The organism is Klebsiella sp. CN_Kp088, assembly GCF_040064335.1.
Taxonomy (GTDB): Bacteria; Pseudomonadota; Gammaproteobacteria; order Enterobacterales; family Enterobacteriaceae; genus Klebsiella; species Klebsiella aerogenes.
In genome coordinates this window covers 239,813-260,395 of sequence record NZ_JBEAIQ010000015.1, presented here as the reverse complement: position 1 = coordinate 260,395, position 20,583 = coordinate 239,813, and the positions used below count along the sequence as shown (strand labels likewise).

The window sequence follows — 20,583 nt, the reverse complement described above, 5'->3', positions numbered from 1 at the left end:
CGCGGTTAGTTGCTCCAACCGCCGTCAATAATCTGCACCGTGCCGGTGGTGTAGGCGCTGGCGTCGGAAGCCAGGTACAGCGCCAGTTGGGCGATCTCTTCCGGCTTGCCGATGCGGCCAATGGGCTGGCGGGCGGCAAACGCCTCATAAACCGCCTCTTCGCTCAGCCCCTGCTCGCGCGCCTGCTCGGCAATACGTCCGCGTAGGGAAGGTGAATCGACGGTACCCGGACAAATCGCATTACAACGAATGCCCTGGGTGACGAAATCCGCCGCTACCGAGCGGGTCAGGCCAATGACCGCCGCTTTACTGGCGCTGTAGGCGAAGCGGTTTGGTACTCCTTTCACGCTGGAAGCTACCGATGACATGTTGATAATCGAGCCGCCGCCGCGGGCGATCATCGCCGGCAAAAAGGCGCGAATCGTGTGGAACATGGCGGTGACGTTCAGATCGAGGGCGAACTGCCACTCCCGCTCGCTACATTCAAGAATGTTGCCGCTATGCACCACCCCGGCGCAGTTGAACAACACATCCAGCGGGCCCAGCGTTTCCGCGGCGGCGGCAATCGCATCCGCGCGGGTGACATCCAGCTGCAGCGGCCGTACGCCGGGGATATCGCTCAATCCGGCAATGTTGATATCGCTGGCAATCACTTCCGCGCCGGCGGCGGCAAACAGCCGCGCGCAGCTATTGCCAATCCCCTGCCCTGCGGCGGTAATCAGAACGCGTTTTCCGGTTAGTTCCATTTCTCTCCCCTGGTCTAAAGGACTAATGGTCAGGCCATTAGTGGTAGTCAAAGGCCTGACCTTTCGCATGACAAGTCAGGCATAACCCGCTATCGTGAAGCTTAGATGTTGCAAAAACGGCCACAAACGGCACATTGGTTAACCAATTAATTACACTCGACTAACAAACACTCAAGTGTGCTGGCCAATATTTGTGCGCTTTATCACTGTCTATCGCATGAGCAAAGGTGAAACATGCCGATTACCAGACTGGAAAACCCAAGGATTTACAGACAGATAGCAGACCAACTCAAGCGATTAATTGAGAACAACGAATTTCCGCCCGGCAGTCGTCTTCCGTCTGAGCGAGATTTAGCCCAGCAATTGAACGTCAGCCGCGCATCGGTACGCGAAGCGCTGATTGCGTTGGAGGTGATTGGCCTGGTGGACGTGCGCGTAGGCAACGGGGTAATCGTCAAATCGCAAACGCCGCTCGTCGCCACCAAAGAGCCGGTGATGGCGCAGGCCGGTCGCGACCAGTGGACGGAGATCGACGACGAACTCAACATAGACCTCGATTTTAACGCCGAACTACCGCCCTTTTCTCTGCTGCAGGCGCGCCTGTTAATCGAACCGGAAACCGCCGCGCTGGCGGCACGCCACGCCAGCCCCGAAGAGCTGGCCGCTATCCGCGAGGCCTTTGAGCAAAACTGTCGCGATAACCGCGCCGGTTCAACCACCCATCCCGGCGACCGCCTGTTCCATATCCGTATCGCTCAGGCCAGCGGCAACCCGGCGTACGCGTTTATCATCGGCCACCTGCTCGGCCACCGCTATGGCAGTATGTTCCGCATGCTGCAGCGCCATTACACCCCGGACGATATGCCGCATCGCTCGGAACAGGAGCATCGCGCGATCCTTGAAGCCATTGCGGCCCACGACGTACGTGCGGCAAAGAAAGCAATGAAAAATCATATTGATCAGGTGATTACCATTTTTACCCGCAGCCAGTAGCCGTGATTTCTGCGCCTGGCGCTTTACCTTGCCGAAACGGCTGGTTAAGGTACGGCGGGACGAGATTATTTTGGATGAACCACAGATGAAAACGCCGCTGATCACCCGTGAAGGGTATGAAAAACTGAAGCAAGAGATGGATTACTTGTGGCGTACAGAGCGCCCGGAAGTCACCAAGAAAGTGACCTGGGCGGCGAGTCTTGGCGACCGCAGTGAAAACGCCGATTATCAGTACAATAAAAAGCGCCTGCGCGAAATTGACCGCCGGGTGCGTTATCTCACCAAGTGTCTGGAAAATCTCAAAATCGTCGATTATTCCCCGCAGCAGGAAGGCAAAGTTTTCTTCGGCGCGTGGGTGGAAATAGAGAACGACGATGGTGATACCAAGCGCTTTCGCATTGTCGGCTACGATGAAATCTTCGGCCGCAAAGACTATATCTCCATCGATTCGCCAATGGCGCGCGCTTTACTGAAGAAAGAGGTGGGCGACCTGGCTATCGTTAACACTCCAGCGGGCGAAGCCAGCTGGTACGTCAATGAAATTGAATACGTGAAATAGCGCCGGAACATTCCGAGAGAACCCGGTCGCGGCTGGCATTTTAGCCTGGCAGCCCGTATAACTATCCCCTGATTTTTGACCCTAATGATGAATAAAACCGATGATGAATGATTCGCTCTGCCGCATTATTGCGGGTGAACTTCAGGCCAGAGCCGAACAGGTAGAAGCTGCCGTTCGCCTGCTTGATGAAGGGAACACCGTGCCGTTTATTGCACGTTATCGTAAGGAAGTCACCGGCGGTCTGGATGACACGCAGCTGCGTAATCTGGAAACTCGCCTCGGGTATCTGCGCGAACTGGAAGACCGCCGCCAGGCGATCCTCAAATCGATCGGCGAACAGGGCAAGCTCAGCGAAGCGCTGGAAAAAGCCATCAACGCCACCCTCAGCAAAACCGAGCTCGAAGATCTCTACCTGCCGTACAAACCTAAACGCCGCACCCGCGGGCAAATCGCCATTGAAGCCGGTCTCGAACCGCTGGCCGATCTGCTGTGGAATGAGCCTTCCCACGATCCGGAAACCGAAGCGGCAAACTATATCGATGCCGATAAAGGCGTGGCGGATAGCAAAGCCGCTCTCGACGGCGCGCGCTATATCCTGATGGAACGCTTCGCGGAAGACGCCGCCTTGCTGGCGAAAGTACGTGATTATCTGTGGAAAAACGCCCATCTGGTGGCCAGCGTCGTCAGCGGCAAGGAAGAAGAAGGCGCTAAATTCCGCGATTACTTCGACCACCATGAACCGATCGCTTCCGTGCCGTCGCACCGCGCGCTGGCGATGTTCCGCGGGCGCAATGAGGGCGTGCTGCAGCTGTCGCTCAACGCCGACCCGCAGTTTGATGAGCCGCCGAAAGAGAGCCACTGCGAGCAGATCATTATCGATCATCTCGGCCTGCGCCTGAATAACGCCCCGGCGGACAGCTGGCGCAAAGGCGTCGTCAGCTGGACCTGGCGCATCAAGGTGCTGATGCACCTCGAAACCGAATTAATGGGCACCGTGCGCGAACGCGCGGAAGACGAAGCGATTAACGTATTCGCCCGTAATCTCCATGACCTGCTGATGGCCGCACCTGCCGGCCTGCGCGCCACCATGGGTCTTGACCCGGGCCTGCGTACCGGCGTCAAAGTGGCGGTAGTCGACGGCACCGGCAAACTGGTGGCCACCGATACCATCTACCCGCATACCGGCCAGGCGGCTAAAGCCGCCGTCGTGGTGGCGGCGCTGTGCGAAAAACATAACGTTGAGCTGGTGGCTATCGGCAACGGTACCGCTTCCCGCGAGACCGAGCGTTTCTTCCTCGACGTGCAAAAACAGTTCCCGAAAGTGACCGCCCAGAAGGTGATCGTCAGCGAAGCCGGCGCGTCGGTCTACTCGGCTTCCGAACTGGCGGCGCAAGAGTTCCCGGACCTCGATGTTTCCCTACGCGGCGCGGTCTCTATCGCCCGCCGTCTGCAGGATCCGCTGGCCGAGCTGGTGAAAATCGATCCGAAATCAATCGGCGTCGGCCAGTATCAGCATGACGTTAGCCAGACGCAACTGGCGCGTAAGCTGGATGCGGTGGTGGAAGACTGCGTAAACGCCGTTGGCGTCGACCTTAACACCGCCTCGGTGGCGCTGTTGACCCGCGTCGCGGGCCTGACCCGTATGATGGCGCAGAATATCGTCGCCTGGCGCGACGAGAACGGCCAGTTCCACAACCGCCAGCAGTTGCTGAAGGTAAGCCGTCTGGGGCCAAAAGCCTTTGAACAGTGCGCCGGCTTCCTGCGCATTAACCACGGCGACAACCCGCTGGACGCCTCGACCGTTCACCCGGAAGCCTACCCGGTGGTCGAGCGTATTCTGGCCGCTACCCAGCAGGCGCTGAAAGATCTGATGGGCAACAGTAGCGAACTGCGCAACCTGAAAGCCTCTGATTTTACCGATGATAAGTTCGGGGTGCCGACGGTATCCGATATCATCAAAGAGCTGGAAAAACCGGGCCGCGATCCGCGCCCTGAGTTTAAAACCGCTCAGTTCGCCGACGGCGTTGAGACGATGAACGACCTGCTGCCGGGGATGATTCTGGAAGGCGCGGTCACCAACGTCACCAACTTTGGCGCCTTCGTCGATATCGGCGTGCACCAGGATGGCCTGGTCCATATCTCTTCACTGTCGAATAAATTCGTTGAAGACCCGCATACCGTGGTCAAAGCGGGCGACATCGTCAAAGTGAAGGTGATGGAAGTGGACCTGGCGCGTAAACGCATCGCGTTAACGATGCGCCTGGATGAACAGCCGGGCGACAGCAACGCGCGCCGCGGCGGCGGCAACGACCGCCCGCAGGGCAACCGACCGGCAGCCAAAGCGACGAAGCCGCGCGGTCGCGATGCTCAACCAGCCGGCAACAGCGCGATGATGGATGCGCTGGCGGCCGCGATGGGCAAAAAACGCTAATCCTTCCCTGCCCCTCTTCGAGGGGCAATTTTCCGCTTTTTAATGCCTGAGCCTCGATTAATATATTCCAGTAACCTTTCAATAAGTTCGAAATTTATAAAGTTTCATTCTGTTAACTAATGAAACCTTTATTAAACATTAAGTGAATAAATTAATTTTTGACTTATTTTTGGCTACAACAGGGTTCTTGCGTCATATCAAAAAATAAGCAAATACCTATGAAAAACGCATTTATTATCCATGCCATGTATTGATGATACAAACCATTCTCATTATCATCGTTATCAATGACGTTTTATTCTTCTTCGTTGGCTATAGTCCCCAGCGCCGCTTTAATAGCCGCGCCTGGAAATTCTCTTTTCGGTTAGCGATAACAAGTAGGCCCTATGCAATTCACTCCTGATAGTGCGTGGAAAATCACCGGTTTTTCCCGCGATATTAGCCCGGCTTATCGGCAGAAACTGCTCTCCCTGGGAATGTTGCCCGGCTCTTCGTTTCATGTCGTGCGCGTGGCGCCGCTGGGCGATCCTATTCATATTGAGACCCGGCGCGTGAGCCTGGTATTACGTAAAAAAGACCTCGCGTTAATTGAACTGGAAGCGGTTGCGCAATAACACCTGACCCGGCACTAAGAGTCTGAAAAATGAAAAAATTAACCGTTGGTTTAATTGGTAATCCTAATTCCGGCAAAACAACGTTATTTAATCAGCTAACCGGCGCGCGCCAGCGGGTGGGTAACTGGGCGGGGGTCACCGTTGAGCGTAAAGAAGGCGCCTTCACCACCACCGACCACCAGGTTACTCTGGTTGACCTGCCGGGCACCTATTCGCTGACCACCATCTCCTCGCAAACATCGCTCGATGAACAAATTGCCTGTCACTATATTCTCAGCGGCGATGCCGACCTGCTGATTAACGTCATCGACGCCTCGAACCTGGAACGTAACCTCTATCTGACCCTGCAGCTGCTGGAGTTGGGTATTCCCTGCGTCGTCGCGCTAAACATGCTCGATATTGCCGAAAAACAGCAAATCCGCATCGACGTCGACGCGCTGGCGGCCCGTCTCGGCTGCCCGGTGATTCCGCTGGTCTCCACCCGCGGTCGCGGCATCGAAGCGCTGAAAATGGCGCTTGACCGCCATGAGCAAAATCAGCCGCTGGAACTGGTGCACTATCCGCAATCCCTGCAGCGCGAAGCCGATATGCTGGCGCAGGCGATGCCTGCTGATATGCCGCTGCGTCAGCGCCGCTGGCTGGGGCTGCAGATGCTGGAAGGCGATATTTATAGCCGCGCCTTTGCCGGCAACGCCGCCGACAAACTGGATCTGGCGCTGACCAACCTGAGCGGCGAGATGGACGATCCGGCGCTGTATATCGCCGATGCCCGCTATCAAAGTATCGCCGCGGTATGCGATGCCGTCAGTAACACCCTGACCGCTGAGCCAAGCCGCTTCACCACGGCGATGGATAAAATTATCCTTAACCGCTTCCTCGGCTTACCGATCTTCCTGTTCGTGATGTACCTGATGTTCCTGCTGGCTATCAACATCGGCGGCGCCCTGCAGCCGATTTTCGACGCCGGCTCGGTGGCTATCTTCATCCACGGCATTCAGTGGTTGGGCTACACTCTGCACTTCCCGGACTGGCTGACCGTGTTCCTCGCGCAAGGGCTGGGCGGCGGTATCAATACCGTGCTACCACTGGTGCCGCAAATCGGCATGATGTACCTGTTCCTCTCTTTCCTTGAGGACTCCGGGTATATGGCGCGCGCGGCCTTCGTAATGGACCGCCTGATGCAGGCGTTAGGCCTGCCGGGGAAATCCTTCGTGCCGCTGATCGTTGGTTTTGGCTGTAACGTGCCTTCCGTTATGGGCGCCCGTACGCTGGATGCGCCGCGTGAACGGCTGATGACTATCATGATGGCGCCGTTTATGTCCTGCGGCGCCCGATTGGCGATTTTCGCGGTCTTCGCCGCCGCCTTCTTCGGCCAGAACGGCGCGCTGGCGGTCTTCTCACTGTACGTGCTGGGCATCGTGATGGCGATCCTCACCGGCCTGATGCTCAAATACACCATTATGCGCGGCGAAGCCTCGCCGTTCGTGATGGAGCTGCCGGTGTATCACGTACCGCACATCAAGAGCCTGGTTATCCAGACCTGGCAGCGCCTGAAAGGCTTCGTCCTGCGCGCCGGTAAGGTCATTGTCATCGTCAGTATTTTCCTCAGCGCGCTGAACAGCTTCTCGCTTAGCGGCAAAGTGGTCGATAACATCAACGACTCGGCGCTGGCTTCGGTCAGTCGGGTGATCACCCCAGTGTTTAAGCCCATTGGCGTGCACGAAGATAACTGGCAGGCAACCGTCGGCCTGTTTACCGGCGCGATGGCGAAAGAAGTGGTGGTCGGTACGTTGAACACCCTCTACACCGCGGAAGATATCCAGAATGAAGAGTTTAACCCACAGGAGTTTAGCCTTGGCGACGAGCTGTTAGCTGCCGTCGATGAAACCTGGCAGGGGCTGAAAGACACCTTTAGCCTGAGCGTGCTGGCGAACCCGATTGAAGCAAGCAAAGGCGATGGCGAAATGGAAACCGGCGCCATGGGGGTGATGGGCAGTAAATTCGGCAGCGCCGCCGCCGCGTACAGCTACCTGATCTTCGTCCTGCTCTATATTCCATGCATTTCCGTGATGGGGGCGATTGCCCGTGAGTCCAGCCGCGGTTGGATGATGTTCTCGGTGTTGTGGGGATTGAATATCGCCTACTCGCTGTCGACGCTGTACTACCAGACCGTGAGCTTTAGCCAACACCCGCGCTACAGCCTGGTATGCATTCTGGCGGTAATTCTGTTTAACGTCGTGGTCTTTGGCCTGTTGCGTCGGGCGCGTAGCCGGGTGGATGTTTCCCTGCTGACGACGCGTAAAACCCCGACGTCCTGCTGCCAGAGCCCAGCCGGCGACTGCCACTAAGGAGTTCTCATCATGGCATCGTTAATAGAAGTCCGCGATATGCTGGCCCTGCAAGGGCGAATGGAAGCTGCACAGCTGAGTGCCCGCCTGCATACGCCGCGGCCGCTGATCGACGCCATGTTAAGCCGCCTGGAAGCGATGGGGAAAGCGGTCAAGATGACCGAAGATGCCGATGGCTGCCTTTCCGGCAGTTGTAAAAGCTGCCCGGAAGGGAAAGCCTGCCTGCGGGAATGGTGGTCTTTGCGCTGAATAGACATCCCGGCTGGCGGCGCGTAGCGCCTTATCCGGGCTACCTGAAGCCCTGCCAGGCGCAGCGCTGGCAGGGAAAATTAGGCTTACTTATACACGTCGGCGTTCGCGTGAACCGTCTTCTCGTTCTTCTCGCCGGCAATCACTACGAAGTACTTACCACCCAACTCATCCGCTTTCTTCGACAGATCGCGCTTCGCGTCCATCGGCGACGTGGTACGGGAAGTCGTGATGCTACCGACCTTGGTCAGATTCATCTTCGCGACTTCATCTTTTTGAATCTCTTTCGCCGCGAACGCGCCAAAAGAGAGGGAGCCTATCACCAGAGATGCAACAATACCTGTAACAAGTTTCATAGCCTTTACTCTCCATAAGGTTGTTATTTTTAGTTTGCGGCGGCAAAAACGAAATAATCAACCACCGCAACAACCTAAGTATTGCCCGATCCTGATGATTTACCACGCGGCGCTAAAAATAATTATTCAGCCGGTTTTTCAGCGCGATGAGAGGCTCACAGAATGGCTGGGGATGTGAAATAAACGGCGCGTGGGCCGCCTTTTCGAAGACAACAGACTCACTTTGCGGCCACAGCTCATCCAAAAGAGGAACGATTTTACGCGGCACCAGCCCATCCAGTCGGCCATAGAGGCGCAAAAACGGCATGGTCAGCGCGGCGAGCGGTTGACGCAAATCGGCGGTTTTGAGGATTTCCAGCCCGCCGTTGAGAACCTCGGCAGGCGGCATCGGCAGCGACAGAACGGTGCTTTTCAGCGCCCGGGCGTCCTGGCGCGCGCTTTCGGTGCCCATGGTTTGTAGGGCAAGAAAACGCTCGACGGTACGCTGGAAATCTTCACTCAGCTGTTGCTGGAAGCCGCTCAGCACTTCCGGTTTAATCCCCGGCCACTGGTCGCGCGCGCCAAAACACGGCGAAGAAGCGACGGTCACCAGCGCCTGCACACGTTGCGGGTGCTGCAGCGCCACCAGGCTCGCTACCAACCCGCCCAGGCTCCAGCCAAGCCAGATAGCCTGCTCCGGCGCTTTTTCAACGACCTGCTGCGCCATCTCTTCAAGCGTTAAGGCGCCAAAACCACCGCTGCGGCCATAGCCCGGTAGATCCACCAGGTGAAGGGTAAAATGCGTAGCCAGTTCCGGCGTAATGCAATCCCATACGTTGGCATTCAGCCCCCAGCCGTGCAGCAGCACAAGATGACAATTTCCTTCGCCCATGGTTTGCCACCAGATGTCATTCATCAGTTACTGTTCTCTTTCCATCACTATGAGGGGAATTATGCTAACAGCACACAGCTTATGCTGGCTATGCCAAATGCCGCTGGCCATGGCTCACTGGGGGATGTGCTCGCGCTGCACCGCCTCGCTGCTCGTCACGCCATCGCTCTGCCCGCAGTGCGGTTTACCGGCATTGGCGCCCGCCTTGCCCTGTGGACGCTGCCTGCAAAAACCACCGCCCTGGCAGCGGCTGGTGACGGTGAATAGCTATGCCCCACCGCTAAGCGGGCTGGTACACCAGTTTAAGTTTGCCCGTCATCCGGAACTCGCGGCGGCGCTGGCGCGGCTGCTTCTTTTACGCCTGCGCCTTAATTGCGGGCTGCCGCCAGTGGATCGGATTGTCAGCGTGCCGCTTTGGCAGCGCCGTCATTGGCGTCGGGGATTTAACCAAAGCGAGGCGCTATGTCGCCCGCTGGCGCGCTGGATGGGCTGCGCCTGGCGCGGCGATGCGCTGAAGCGAAGCCGGCGTACCGCAACGCAGCATCAATTAAGCGCCAGATTACGTAAGCAGAACCTGAAAAATGCTTTCCAGGTTGAATTATCCGTTCGGGGCCTCCATATCGCCATTGTGGATGATGTTGTCACAACCGGAAGCACCGTCGCCGAGATTTCCCGCCTGCTTTTGCGAAACGGCGCCGCGACGGTTCAGGTATGGTGTTTGTGCCGTACCTTGTAGACCCCCGCTGATGGGCGTATTATAACCCAGTAAAATAGTCAACTATTAGGCCAACGCTATGATCCGTATTTCCGATGCTGCACAAGCGCACTTTGCCAAACTGCTGGCAAATCAGGAAGAAGGGACGCAAATTCGCGTATTTGTGATTAATCCCGGCACCCCAAACGCTGAGTGCGGCGTATCCTATTGCCCACCGGATGCGGTGGAAGACACCGACACGGCGCTGAAATTTGAACAGCTGACCGCGTATGTTGATGAACTCAGCGCACCTTATCTGGAAGATGCTGAAATTGACTTCGTCACTGACCAGCTCGGTTCCCAGCTGACGCTGAAAGCGCCGAACGCCAAAATGCGTAAGGTTTCCGACGATGCCCCGCTGATGGAGCGCGTAGAGTACCTGCTGCAGTCGCAGATCAACCCACAGCTGGCCGGTCACGGCGGCCGCGTTTCGCTGATGGAAATCACCGAAGACGGTCTGGCTATCCTGCAGTTCGGCGGCGGTTGCAACGGCTGCTCAATGGTCGATGTGACCCTGAAAGAAGGGATCGAAAAGCAGCTGCTGAACGAATTCCCGGAGCTGAAAGGCGTGCGCGATCTGACCGAACACCAGCGCGGCGAGCACTCCTACTACTAAGCTTCCCCCTCTCGCCCGGCAACAATCCGTTTGCCGGGCGACTTCTCCCTTCAGCATGTTACCGCACAACATTTCTGACTAGCCATCACGGCAAAAACCCGGCAGAGAGTATGACTTAAGTCTCATATTTAAAATTTACCCCGCGCAGGGCATTCTCAAAGCTCACATGTTACCCGTATCATCCACAGCAAGCACCACCGACAAAAAAATAGCCAGCTATCCTTTCTCTGGGTCAGGAATAAGCCAGCTTTACGGTGCAAGACATCCTTGTTCCTCTGCGGAACGGATACTGTAGATGTTCAGACTTTAACGTTACCCATAACAAGTTAAGGCCAGGTAAATCATGCCATTAGTCATCGTAGCTATCGGGGTTGCCCTGTTATTGTTGCTGATGATCCGTTTCAAAATGAACGGCTTCATCGCTCTGGTTCTGGTGGCGCTCGCCGTCGGATTAATGCAGGGTATGCCTCTGGATAAAGTCATCGTATCCATCAAAAACGGCGTGGGGGGCACGCTCGGCAGCCTCGCACTGATCATGGGCTTCGGCGCTATGCTCGGTAAAATGCTGGCGGACTGCGGCGGCGCGCAGCGTATCGCCACTACCCTGATTGATAAATTCGGTAAAAAACATATTCAATGGGCCGTTGTACTGACCGGTTTCACCGTCGGTTTCGCCCTGTTCTATGAAGTCGGTTTCGTGCTGATGCTGCCGCTGGTCTTTACCATCGCCGCTTCCGCGCGTATCCCGCTGCTGTACGTTGGCGTACCGATGGCCGCGGCACTCTCCGTCACCCACGGTTTCCTGCCGCCACACCCGGGCCCGACCGCTATCGCGACAATTTTCCACGCCGATATGGGCAAAACGCTGCTCTACGGGACAATTCTGGCTATCCCGACGGTTATTCTCGCCGGCCCGGTTTTCGCCCGTTTCCTGAAAGGTATTGATAAACCGATCCCGGAAGGCCTGCACAACCCGAAAACCTTCACTGAAGAAGAGATGCCGGGCTTTGGCGTCAGCGTCTGGACCTCTCTGGTACCGGTGATCCTGATGGCGATGCGCGCCGTCGCCGAGATGGTTCTGCCGAAGGGCCACGCCTTCCTGCCGGTGGCCGAGTTCTTCGGCGACCCGGTGATGGCGACCCTGATTGCGGTGCTGATCGCGCTGTTCACTTTCGGCCTCAATCGCGGCCGTTCCATGGAGCAGATCAACGATACGCTGACCTCCTCTATCAAAATCATCGCCATGATGCTGTTGATCATCGGCGGCGGCGGCGCCTTCAAGCAGGTGCTGGTGGATAGCGGCATGGATAAGTACATCGCTTCTATCATGCACGAATCCAATATGTCACCGCTGTTTATGGCGTGGTCTATCGCTGCGGTGCTGCGTATTGCGCTGGGCTCAGCTACCGTTGCCGCTATCACTGCAGGTGGTATCGCCGCGCCGCTGATTGCCACCACCGGCGTTAGCCCGGAGCTGATGGTTATCGCCGTGGGTTCCGGTAGCGTTATCTTCTCGCACGTGAACGACCCAGGTTTCTGGCTGTTCAAAGAGTATTTCAACCTGACCATTGGCGAGACCATCAAGTCCTGGTCGGTACTGGAAACCATCATTTCCGTGTGCGGCCTGGTTGGTTGTCTGCTGCTGGGGATGGTGGTGTAACCTTCGTTCCCTGAGATAAAAAAGGCCGGGTGCGCATCATGCGCCCCGGCCTTTTTTGTTCTTCGTTTCCCGGATAGCGGCGCAAAGCGCCTTATCCGGGCTACCCGCGGTGCCGTTTTTTGTCGGATGGCGGCTAACGCCTTATCCGACCTACGGTCCGCGCGGCCTGCATTTAATTTATTCACCATGCTGGCTGAAACTGCAGGTGTTGGCGGCCTCAAAATCGCTGAGACGTTCCCGGAAGGCCGGGGCAGCCCGCATGGATGCGGGCTGAGGGCCGTGTTTTGCACGGACGCTGCCTCGGCCCGACCCGAAGCCTGCCGGGATAAGTCGAAGGTACCACGAAGTGGCGATTTTGGCGGCCAGAGCCCGGGGGTACAGGGGGCGGTGGCAACTGGCCGCCCCCTGTGCGCTCCCTGCGCCATGAGAGACATAACGCAGAAGAAATATCGGGAGCGCAATGTGCTCGGAATTAACACAAAGCACATGTTTTCCCCGACCAAAATCGTTGCAAACCGATAACAGTATCTACCAGTAGCCCCGGTAAGCGCAGCGCCACCGGGGCATTCTCTCTGGATTAACGGGCCTTGCGGCGCTTATCCAGGTCTTTAATCAGCTTATTCACCTGCGCATCGGCAAACATCTGCTCGAGCGTCACACTAAGCTTACGCCGCCAGTTGGGATACTCGGTACTGGTGCCCGGGATGTTGACTGGCGAAGCCATCTCCAGCCAATCTTCCGGCTGCAGCCCAAGCAGGGCGCTGTTGCTGTCGGCGATGTAGCGCTGCATCCCGCGATTGAGCGTTGAGGTCATCGCCATCAGCGAGGCTTTATGTCCGGCGCGCTTCGGCAAACAGCCGTGCCGATGCAGCGCATCCAGCAACCCCTGCTTTGCTTGTTCGCGATCGGCATATAAGCCGCGCAGCACCACTTCATCCGGATACAGACCCAGCGTCTTCCCGAGCGTCAAATCACCGCTCTCCCAATAGCCGCGCAGCGTCGGGAGATCGTGGGTCGTTGCGACCGCCATCGACTGCTGTGGATAAGCCTTCGGCGCGCGGAACGTTTTATCAGGGCCATTTTCGAAATAGAGCACTTTATACGAGTAAACACCGCTTTTGCGCAGCTTGCCGACGATTTCAACCGGTACGGTACCGAGGTCTTCGCCAATGACCATGCAGCGGTGCCGCTGGCTCTCCAGCGCCAGGATCGCCAGCAGGTCATCCACGGGATACTGCACATAGGCGCCATGGTCGGCGGTTTCGCCATACGGTATCCACCACAAACGCAGCACCGACATCACGTGGTCAATACGCAATGCGCCGCAGTTTTGCATATTCGCCCGTAGCAGTTCGATAAACGGCTCGTAGGCGCGGGCAACCATTACATGCGGATCCATCGGCGGCAGGCCCCAGTTCTGTCCCAGCGGGCCGAGGATGTCCGGCGGCGCGCCGACGGAAGCCTTGAGGCAATACAGCTCGCGATCGCACCACGTCTCCGATCCGCCTTCGGCGACGCCGACCGCCAGATCGCGATACAGGCCAATCGGTATCCCGTCCTGCTGGCTGGTGTGCCAACAGGCGGCGAACTGCGTATATGCCAGCCACTGCAGCCATAGATAAAAGCTCACCTCATCGGCATGCTCCGCACAGAAGGTTTTCACCTGCGGGCTGCTCGTGCTCTGATACGCTTCCGGCCATGCCGGCCAGCCCCAGCGCATCGGATCCTGACGGCTTTGCCAGGCATGCAGCGCATCAAACGCCGCCTGCCAGTAGAGACTTTCGCCCTCGCGCAGCACGAACTGACGGAACTCCGCCATTTGCTCATCTTCACGCGTAGAAAACTCGGCCCACGCCAGACGCAGCGCGGTCAGCTTCAGCGCGGTGACAGCGGTATAGTCGACATCAGCGGTCTGCCGCGCGGCCTTCAAGGCCTGCTGGGTTTCCGCAAGCTGCCACCATGCCTGCGCGGCAGGGCTACGCTGGAAATCCTCCACCGCGTTAACGTCGATATAGATGACGTTAAGCCAGCGGCGCGAGGACGGACTGTACGGACTGGCGCTCTCCGGGTTCGCCGGATAGAGCGCGTGAATCGGGTTGAGGCCGATAAACGCGCCGCCGCGACGGGCGATTTCCGGCAGCATGGCGCGTAGATCGCCGAAGTCGCCGATGCCCCAGTTATTCTCAGAACGTAGGGTGTAGAGCTGGACGCAGGCGCCCCATAGCTTTTTGCCCTCTTTTAGCGCCTGCGGTTCGTAGCAACGCGCCGGGGCGACGATCGCCCGGCAGTGCCAGCGTTCGCCGTCCCGCGTGAGGGTCAGGGTGTGATAGCCCGTCGGCAATCGCCCAGGCAAAGCGAGCGTTTCGCCGCCGCGCGTCTCACCCTGATACTGCTTACCTTCTTCGGTCGTCAGCAGCCAGTGAAACGCGCCGCTTCCCGCTACCGGCAACTGCATTTTTTTACCGTGAGTAAAAACCTTGACGCTGGGCAGCGGTTCTACTGCCGCTTTCGCGGCAGTAGAAGTACGATGCATAGCATCCAGCAAACGTTGTTTGGTGGCCGCCGCGATCGACTGCGGCTGGCCGTGCGCGTTGATATAGCTGGGGCTGATCCCCGCCGCCAGCGCGGCATTATCAAGGCGTTTATTCTCCATAGGCCTGTCCTTAGCGTTTTGCCTGCCAGATACGTTGCTGATAATCACGAATAGAGCGGTCGGAGCTGAACATGCCGCAGCGCGCGGTGTTGAGGATCGCCGCACGGGTCCAGGCTTCCTGGTCGCGATACAGTTCGTCTACCTGCTTCTGCGCCGCGACGTAAGCGCTAAAGTCAGCCAGCACCAGGTACGGATCGCCGCCTTGCAGCAGGCTATGCAGCATCTGATCAAAGGCGTGTTTGTCGCCGCCGCTATATTTACCGCTTTCCAGCTCTTTCAGCACCGCGTCCAGCAGCTTATCTTTCTTGCGCCATTTCAGCGGATCGTAGCCTTTCGCCTTCAACGCCTTAACTTCTTCCATGGTATGGCCGAAGATAAAGATATTGTCCTCGCCAACCTGCTCGGCGATTTCAACGTTGGCGCCGTCAAGAGTGCCGACGGTCAACGCGCCGTTCAGCGCCAGCTTCATGTTGCCGGTACCAGAGGCCTCTTTACCCGCCGTGGAAATCTGCTCGGAGACGTCCGCCGCCGGGATCAGCATTTCCGCCGCCGATACGCAGTAATCCGGCAGGAAGACCACTTTCAGCTTATCGCCCACCAGCGGATCGTTATTGATCGCCTCGGCCACCTTGTTGATCGCCAGAATAATATTCTTCGCCAGGTAGTAGCCCGGCGCGGCTTTAGCGCCAAACAGGAAGACGCGCGGTACGCGGTCGGCCTGCGGGTTTTCGCGGATCTCTTTATACTGCGCCAGAATATTCAGCAGGTTGAGGTGCTGGCGTTTGTATTCGTGCAGGCGCTTAATCTGGATATCAAAAATCGCCTGCGGGTTGATGTCGATACCGGTACGCCGCTTCACGAACTCAGCGAGACGCACTTTATTCGCCTGCTTAATGTCACGATAAACCTGACGGAATTTGGCATCGTCGGCGTACTTCTCCAGCTTGATCAGCTGGTCGAGATCGTTGGCCCACTCTTTCTTCAGCGTCTTATCAAGCAGGGCAGCCAGCGCCGGATTACACTGTTTAATCCAGCGACGCGGCGTAATGCCGTTGGTCACGTTATGGAATTTGTTCGGCCACAGCTGGTGATATTCCGGGAACAGATCCTTCACCACCAAATCGGAGTGCAGCGCCGCGACGCCGTTCACCGCAAAGCCGCTCACCACGCACATGTTGGCCATGCGAACCTGTTTATCATGGACCACCGCCAGCTTCGCCCACACCTGCTTATCGCCCGGCCAGGTTTTCTCCACCAGCAGTTTAAATCTGTCGTTAATCTCTTTGATTATCTGCATGTGGCGCGGCAGCAGTGCCTTGACCAGCTTCTCATCCCAGCACTCCAGCGCTTCCGGCATCAGAGTATGGTTGGTGTAAGCGAAGGTTTTGCTGGTGATGGCCCACGCATCGTCCCAGCTTATCTGGTGCTCATCAAGCAGCACGCGCAGCAGTTCCGGGATAGCGATGGTCGGGTGGGTGTCGTTCAACTGGATCACTTCATAATCCGCCAGCTCATGCAGCTTGCGGCCAGCCAGATGGTGACGACGCAGAATATCGGCCACCGAGCAGGCGCACTGGAAGTACTGCTGCATCAGGCGCAGTTTTTTCCCCGCCAGATGGTTGTCATTCGGATACAGCACCTTGGTCAATTTTTCGGCGTCGATACCTTGCTGCTCCGCGCGCAGGAAATCGCCGTCGTTGAATTTGGTCAGGTTGAACGGATGGGCATGCTTCGCCTGCCACAGACGCAGCGGCTGCGCGACGTTATTGCGATAGCCAAGCACCGGCAGATCCCAGGCTTCGCCGGTAATCACGAAAGCCGGTTGCCATTCGCCGCTTTTGCTGACTTTACCGCCGATGCCCACCTGCACATCCAGCGCTTCGTTGTGGCGGAACCACGGATAGCTGCCGCGTCCCCAGTCATCCGGCGCTTCCATCTGCTGACCGTCAGCGAAGGATTGACGGAACAGACCGTACTGGTAGTTCAGGCCGTAACCGGTCGCCGACTGGCCGACGGTGGCCATAGAATCCAGGAAGCAGGCCGCCAGACGGCCCAGGCCGCCGTTGCCCAGCGCCGGATCGGTCTCTTCTTCCAGCAGGTCGGTCAACTGGATGTCGTACGCCTTCAGCGTCTCGCTCACTCCTTCATACCAGCCCAGGTTGAGCAGGTTATTACCGGTCAGGCGACCGATCAGGAACTCCATCGAAATGTAGTTAACGTGGCGCTGTCCTTTAACGGCTTCCGCCGCCGGTTGCGCCGCCAAAAGCTCCGCCAGCGCGCCGCTGACCGCGCGCCACCACTGGCGTTGGGTCATCTCTGCGGCTGACGATAAACCGAAACGCTGCCACTGACGCGTCAGTGCAGCCTGAAACTGAGCCTGGTTAAAAGAAGTCTGTGACATAAGAAATCCTGGTCCTTTACTAAAACGTTAGCCTTAGTGTGCCGACCTCCCGAGGCCGCTGCCTCCTCCCGAGGGGGATTAGACAGGGAGGAGTAGCGGGGATGAGCGAAAATTGTGATCGCGGCCACTTTAACGTTAGCTCGTCGACGGGAATTCGCCGCCCTATTGCGCGTGTAGAACAATAATTTCGCCAGCGCAACGAACGGCAAATTTGTTACAGCGCAATTCATAGCGCAAAGCAAAATTCGCACAGGCCATTATCGTGAAATAAAAAATAAACTACTGACAGAATAAAAAGATGCCATGACAAAAATACGTGAAATAGATTAAACCTAAGAATCCACTGACGATAATTTAATAAAAACAATCAACTACAAAAAATGCCGGGTAAAGTAATTTCGTCCCGGACGAAATCGTCGTAAACCGAGGCATGACGCGTTCTGGTAGCGGTTTAAAGCTAATTAAAAACCGAAGCGAGAAATTGTGACCGAGAGCAAATTCAAGAGCATCAATTTTGGACATAACTTGCAATAACTTTCATTATCGCCGACCTTAGGAGTCATTAATTACGAAGCGCAAAAAAAATCCCCATCCCTTTCTTGCACAGCGAAAAAGTGAACTATGTTGATTCCGTCAAAATTAAGTCGTCCATCCCGTCTTGAACACACTGTGGTTCGCGAACGGTTGCTGGCGAAACTTTCCGGCGCGAACAATTATCGTCTCGCGTTGGTGACCAGCCCGGCAGGTTACGGCAAAACCACGCTCGTTTCGCAGTGGGCCTCGGGTAAGCATGACCTTGGCTGGTTTTCGCTCGATGAAGGCGATAATCAACAAGAGCGCTTCGCCAGCTATCTGATTGCGGCGATTCAACAGGCGACAGGCGGCCACTGCGCCGCCAGCGAAGCCATGGTGCAAAAGCGCCAGTACGCCAGCCTGCCATCGCTGTTTGCGCAGCTGTTTATAGAGCTTGCCGACTGGCAGCGCCCGCTGTACCTGGTCATTGATGACTATCACCTGATCACCAATCCGGTAATCCACGATGCCATGCGCTTCTTCTTGCGCCATCAGCCAGAGACCATGACGCTGGTAGTGCTGTCGCGCAACCTGCCGCAGTTGGGGATCGCCAACCTACGGGTGCGCGAGCAGTTACTGGAAATCGGCAGCCAACAGCTGGCTTTTACTCATCAGGAGGCGAAACAGTTCTTTGACTGCCGCCTCGCCTCCCCCATTGAAGCCGATGACAGCAGTCGCCTGTGCGATGACGTCGCCGGCTGGGCCACCGCCCTGCAGCTCATCGCCCTCTCCGCCCGGCAGAAAAACACCTCAGCCCAGCACTCCGCCCGTCGTCTCGCCGGGATTAACGCCAGCCACCTTTCCGACTATCTGGTCGATGAAGTGCTGGATAACGTCGATGCCCGTACCCGCAGCTTCTTGTTAAAAAGCTCGCTGCTGCGCTCGATGAATGACGCGCTTATCGTCCGCGTCACCGGCGAAGAGAACGGCCAGATGCAGCTGGAAGAGATCGAACGTCAGGGGCTGTTTCTGCACCGGATGGATGACTCCGGCGAGTGGTTCCGCTATCACCCGCTATTCGGCAACTTCCTGCGCCAGCGCTGTCAGTGGGAAATAGCCACCGAGCTACCGGAAATTCACCGCGCCGCCGCCGAAGCGTGGATGGCGCAGGGGTTCCCCACCGAAGCCATCCATCATGCGCTTGCCGCCGGCGATGCCGCCATGCTGCGCGATATTTTGCTCAACCACGCCTGGGGCATGTTCAACCACAGCGAGCTGGGTCTGCTGGAACAATCGCTGGCGGCGCTGCCGTGGTCGAACCTGCTGGAAAACCCGCGGCTGATCCTGTTACAGGCCTGGCTGATGCAGAGCCAGCATCGCTATAGCGAAGTGAATACCCTGCTGGCCCGCGCCGAGCAGGAGATGGATGTCGAAATGGATACCGCGATGCACGGCGATTTCAACGCCCTGCGCGCGCAGGTCGCTATCAACGCCGGCGATCAGGACGAAGCCGAGCGTCTGGCAATGGTGGCGCTGGATGAACTGCCGCTGGCGAGCTATTACAGCCGCATCGTCGCCACTTCCGTTCACGGCGAAGTGCTGCACTGCAAAGGCCATCTGAGCAAATCGCTGGCGGTGATGCAGCAAACAGAACAGATGGCTCGCCGTCATGACGTCTGGCACTACGCCCTGTGGAGCATGATCCAGCAGAGCGAGATTCTGTTTGCCCAGGGCTTCCTGCAGGCGGCATGGGAGATTCAGGATAAAGCTTTCCAGCTTATCCGCGATCAGCATCTTGAACAGCTGCCGATGCATGAGTTCCTGTTGCGCATCCGCGCGCAGCTGCTGTGGGCGTGGGCGCGTCTTGATGAAGCAGAAGAAAGCGCCCGCAGCGGCATCGCTGTGCTGGCAAACTACCAGCCGCAGCAGCAGTTGCAGTGCCTGGCGTTGATGGTGCAGTGCTCGCTGGCGCGCGGCGATCTCGACAACGCCCGCAGCTTATTAAACCGCCTGGAAAATCTGCTGGGCAACGGCCACTATCACAGCGATTGGGTCTCTAACGCCGACAAAGTGCGGGTGATCTACTGGCAGATGACCGGTGATAAAACCGCAGCGGCCAACTGGCTGCGCCAGACGCCGAAACCTGAATTCGCCAATAACCACTTCCTGCAAAGCCAGTGGCGCAACATTGCCCGCGCACAGATCCTGCTCGGTGATTTTGATTCCGCCGAAATGGTACTGGAAGAGTTAAATGAAAATGCCCGCTCGCTGCGGCTGATGAGCGATATCAACCGTAACCTGCTGCTGTTGAACCAGCTGTACTGGCAGGCGGAGCGCAAGGGCGAGGCGCAAAAAGTGTTAATGGAAGCCTTAACCCTCGCTAACCGCACCGGCTTTATCAACCACTTCGTGATTGAAGGCGAAGCCATGGCCCAGCAGCTGCGCCAACTGATTCAACTGAATACGCTGCCGGAGCTGGAGCAGCACCGCGCCCAGCGCATCCTACGCGATATTAACCAGCATCATCGACATAAATTCGCCCATTTCGACGAGAGCTTCGTCGAACGGCTGCTGAACCACCCGGAAGTGCCGGAGCTTATCCGCACCAGTCCGCTGACCCAGCGCGAGTGGCAGGTGTTAGGGCTTATCTATTCCGGTTACAGCAACGAGCAGATCGCCGGCGAACTGGATGTCGCGGCCACCACGATTAAAACGCATATTCGCAATCTATATCAGAAACTGGGCGTCGCGCACCGCCAGGATGCCGTTCAGCATGCCCAGCGGTTGCTCAAAATGATGGGATACGGCGTATAACGCCG

General features: G+C 57.3%; 15 protein-coding genes. 10 read left to right on the top strand and 5 right to left on the bottom strand.

The features are described from left to right. Positions 1 to 5: 5 nt before the first annotated feature. Positions 6 to 746, bottom strand: a complete 741-nt coding sequence (locus ABLV08_RS06365) for an SDR family oxidoreductase (protein WP_103826168.1) — start codon at positions 744 to 746, stop codon at positions 6 to 8. A gap of 234 nt (positions 747 to 980) precedes the next feature. Here ABLV08_RS06365 and ABLV08_RS06360 point away from each other — a divergent pair, with 234 nt between their 5' ends. The 6 genes from ABLV08_RS06360 (at position 981) to feoC (ending at position 7,940) form a co-directional block, all read left to right on the top strand. Then, complete coding sequence (locus ABLV08_RS06360) at positions 981 to 1,739, top strand: FadR/GntR family transcriptional regulator (RefSeq protein WP_042893921.1); 759 nt, start codon at positions 981 to 983, stop codon at positions 1,737 to 1,739. Positions 1,740 to 1,824: 85 nt separating this feature from the next. Continuing rightward, positions 1,825 to 2,298, top strand: a complete 474-nt coding sequence (greB, locus tag ABLV08_RS06355; protein WP_015703675.1) for a transcription elongation factor GreB — start codon at positions 1,825 to 1,827, stop codon at positions 2,296 to 2,298. Between the two features lie 100 nt (positions 2,299 to 2,398). Then, positions 2,399 to 4,729 (top strand): Tex family protein, encoded by a 2,331-nt coding sequence (locus tag ABLV08_RS06350; RefSeq protein ID WP_064736850.1) that lies wholly within the window; start codon positions 2,399 to 2,401, stop codon positions 4,727 to 4,729. Positions 4,730 to 5,115: 386 nt separating this feature from the next. After that, positions 5,116 to 5,343, top strand: a complete 228-nt coding sequence (gene feoA, locus ABLV08_RS06345) for a ferrous iron transporter A (protein ID WP_015703677.1) — start codon at positions 5,116 to 5,118, stop codon at positions 5,341 to 5,343. 29 nt (positions 5,344 to 5,372) lie between these two features. Further along, positions 5,373 to 7,691, top strand: a complete 2,319-nt coding sequence (feoB, locus tag ABLV08_RS06340; protein ID WP_100279321.1) for a Fe(2+) transporter permease subunit FeoB — start codon at positions 5,373 to 5,375, stop codon at positions 7,689 to 7,691. Between the two features lie 12 nt (positions 7,692 to 7,703). Beyond that, positions 7,704 to 7,940, top strand: coding sequence for a [Fe-S]-dependent transcriptional repressor FeoC (gene feoC / locus ABLV08_RS06335; RefSeq protein ID WP_045394837.1), 237 nt, complete (start codon positions 7,704 to 7,706; stop codon positions 7,938 to 7,940). A gap of 86 nt (positions 7,941 to 8,026) precedes the next feature. Here feoC and ABLV08_RS06330 read toward each other — a convergent pair whose 3' ends face one another. Both ABLV08_RS06330 and bioH read right to left on the bottom strand, forming a co-directional pair. Continuing rightward, on the bottom strand, positions 8,027 to 8,296 hold the full coding sequence (locus ABLV08_RS06330) for a YdgH/BhsA/McbA-like domain containing protein (protein ID WP_015369359.1): 270 nt from the start codon (positions 8,294 to 8,296) through the stop codon (positions 8,027 to 8,029). Between the two features lie 112 nt (positions 8,297 to 8,408). After that, positions 8,409 to 9,191 (bottom strand): pimeloyl-ACP methyl ester esterase BioH, encoded by a 783-nt coding sequence (bioH, locus tag ABLV08_RS06325; RefSeq protein WP_047058833.1) that lies wholly within the window; start codon positions 9,189 to 9,191, stop codon positions 8,409 to 8,411. A 37-nt stretch (positions 9,192 to 9,228) separates the two neighbouring features. Between bioH and gntX the strand changes: the two genes are divergently transcribed. The 3 genes from gntX to gntT all read left to right on the top strand — a co-directional run bounded on the left by gntX (position 9,229) and on the right by gntT (position 12,197). Continuing rightward, entirely contained in the window at positions 9,229 to 9,903 is a 675-nt protein-coding gene (gntX, locus tag ABLV08_RS06320; protein ID WP_047057647.1) for a DNA utilization protein GntX, read from the top strand. 58 nt (positions 9,904 to 9,961) lie between these two features. Next, entirely contained in the window at positions 9,962 to 10,537 is a 576-nt protein-coding gene (nfuA, locus tag ABLV08_RS06315; RefSeq protein WP_015369356.1) for a Fe-S biogenesis protein NfuA, read from the top strand. Positions 10,538 to 10,880: 343 nt separating this feature from the next. Beyond that, on the top strand, positions 10,881 to 12,197 hold the full coding sequence (gntT, locus tag ABLV08_RS06310; RefSeq protein WP_015369355.1) for a gluconate transporter: 1,317 nt from the start codon (positions 10,881 to 10,883) through the stop codon (positions 12,195 to 12,197). Between the two features lie 577 nt (positions 12,198 to 12,774). Here gntT and malQ read toward each other — a convergent pair. Next, positions 12,775 to 14,850, bottom strand: coding sequence for a 4-alpha-glucanotransferase (gene malQ, locus ABLV08_RS06305; protein WP_348855667.1), 2,076 nt, complete (start codon positions 14,848 to 14,850; stop codon positions 12,775 to 12,777). Between the two features lie 10 nt (positions 14,851 to 14,860). Continuing rightward, the gene (gene malP / locus ABLV08_RS06300; RefSeq protein WP_348855666.1) at positions 14,861 to 17,251 is read right to left on the bottom strand and encodes a maltodextrin phosphorylase; all 2,391 of its coding nucleotides are present in this window, start codon (positions 17,249 to 17,251) and stop codon (positions 14,861 to 14,863) included. Between the two features lie 621 nt (positions 17,252 to 17,872). Between malP and malT the strand changes: the two genes are divergently transcribed. Then, positions 17,873 to 20,578, top strand: a complete 2,706-nt coding sequence (malT, locus tag ABLV08_RS06295) for an HTH-type transcriptional regulator MalT (RefSeq protein ID WP_063446192.1) — start codon at positions 17,873 to 17,875, stop codon at positions 20,576 to 20,578. Positions 20,579 to 20,583 lie beyond the last annotated feature (5 nt).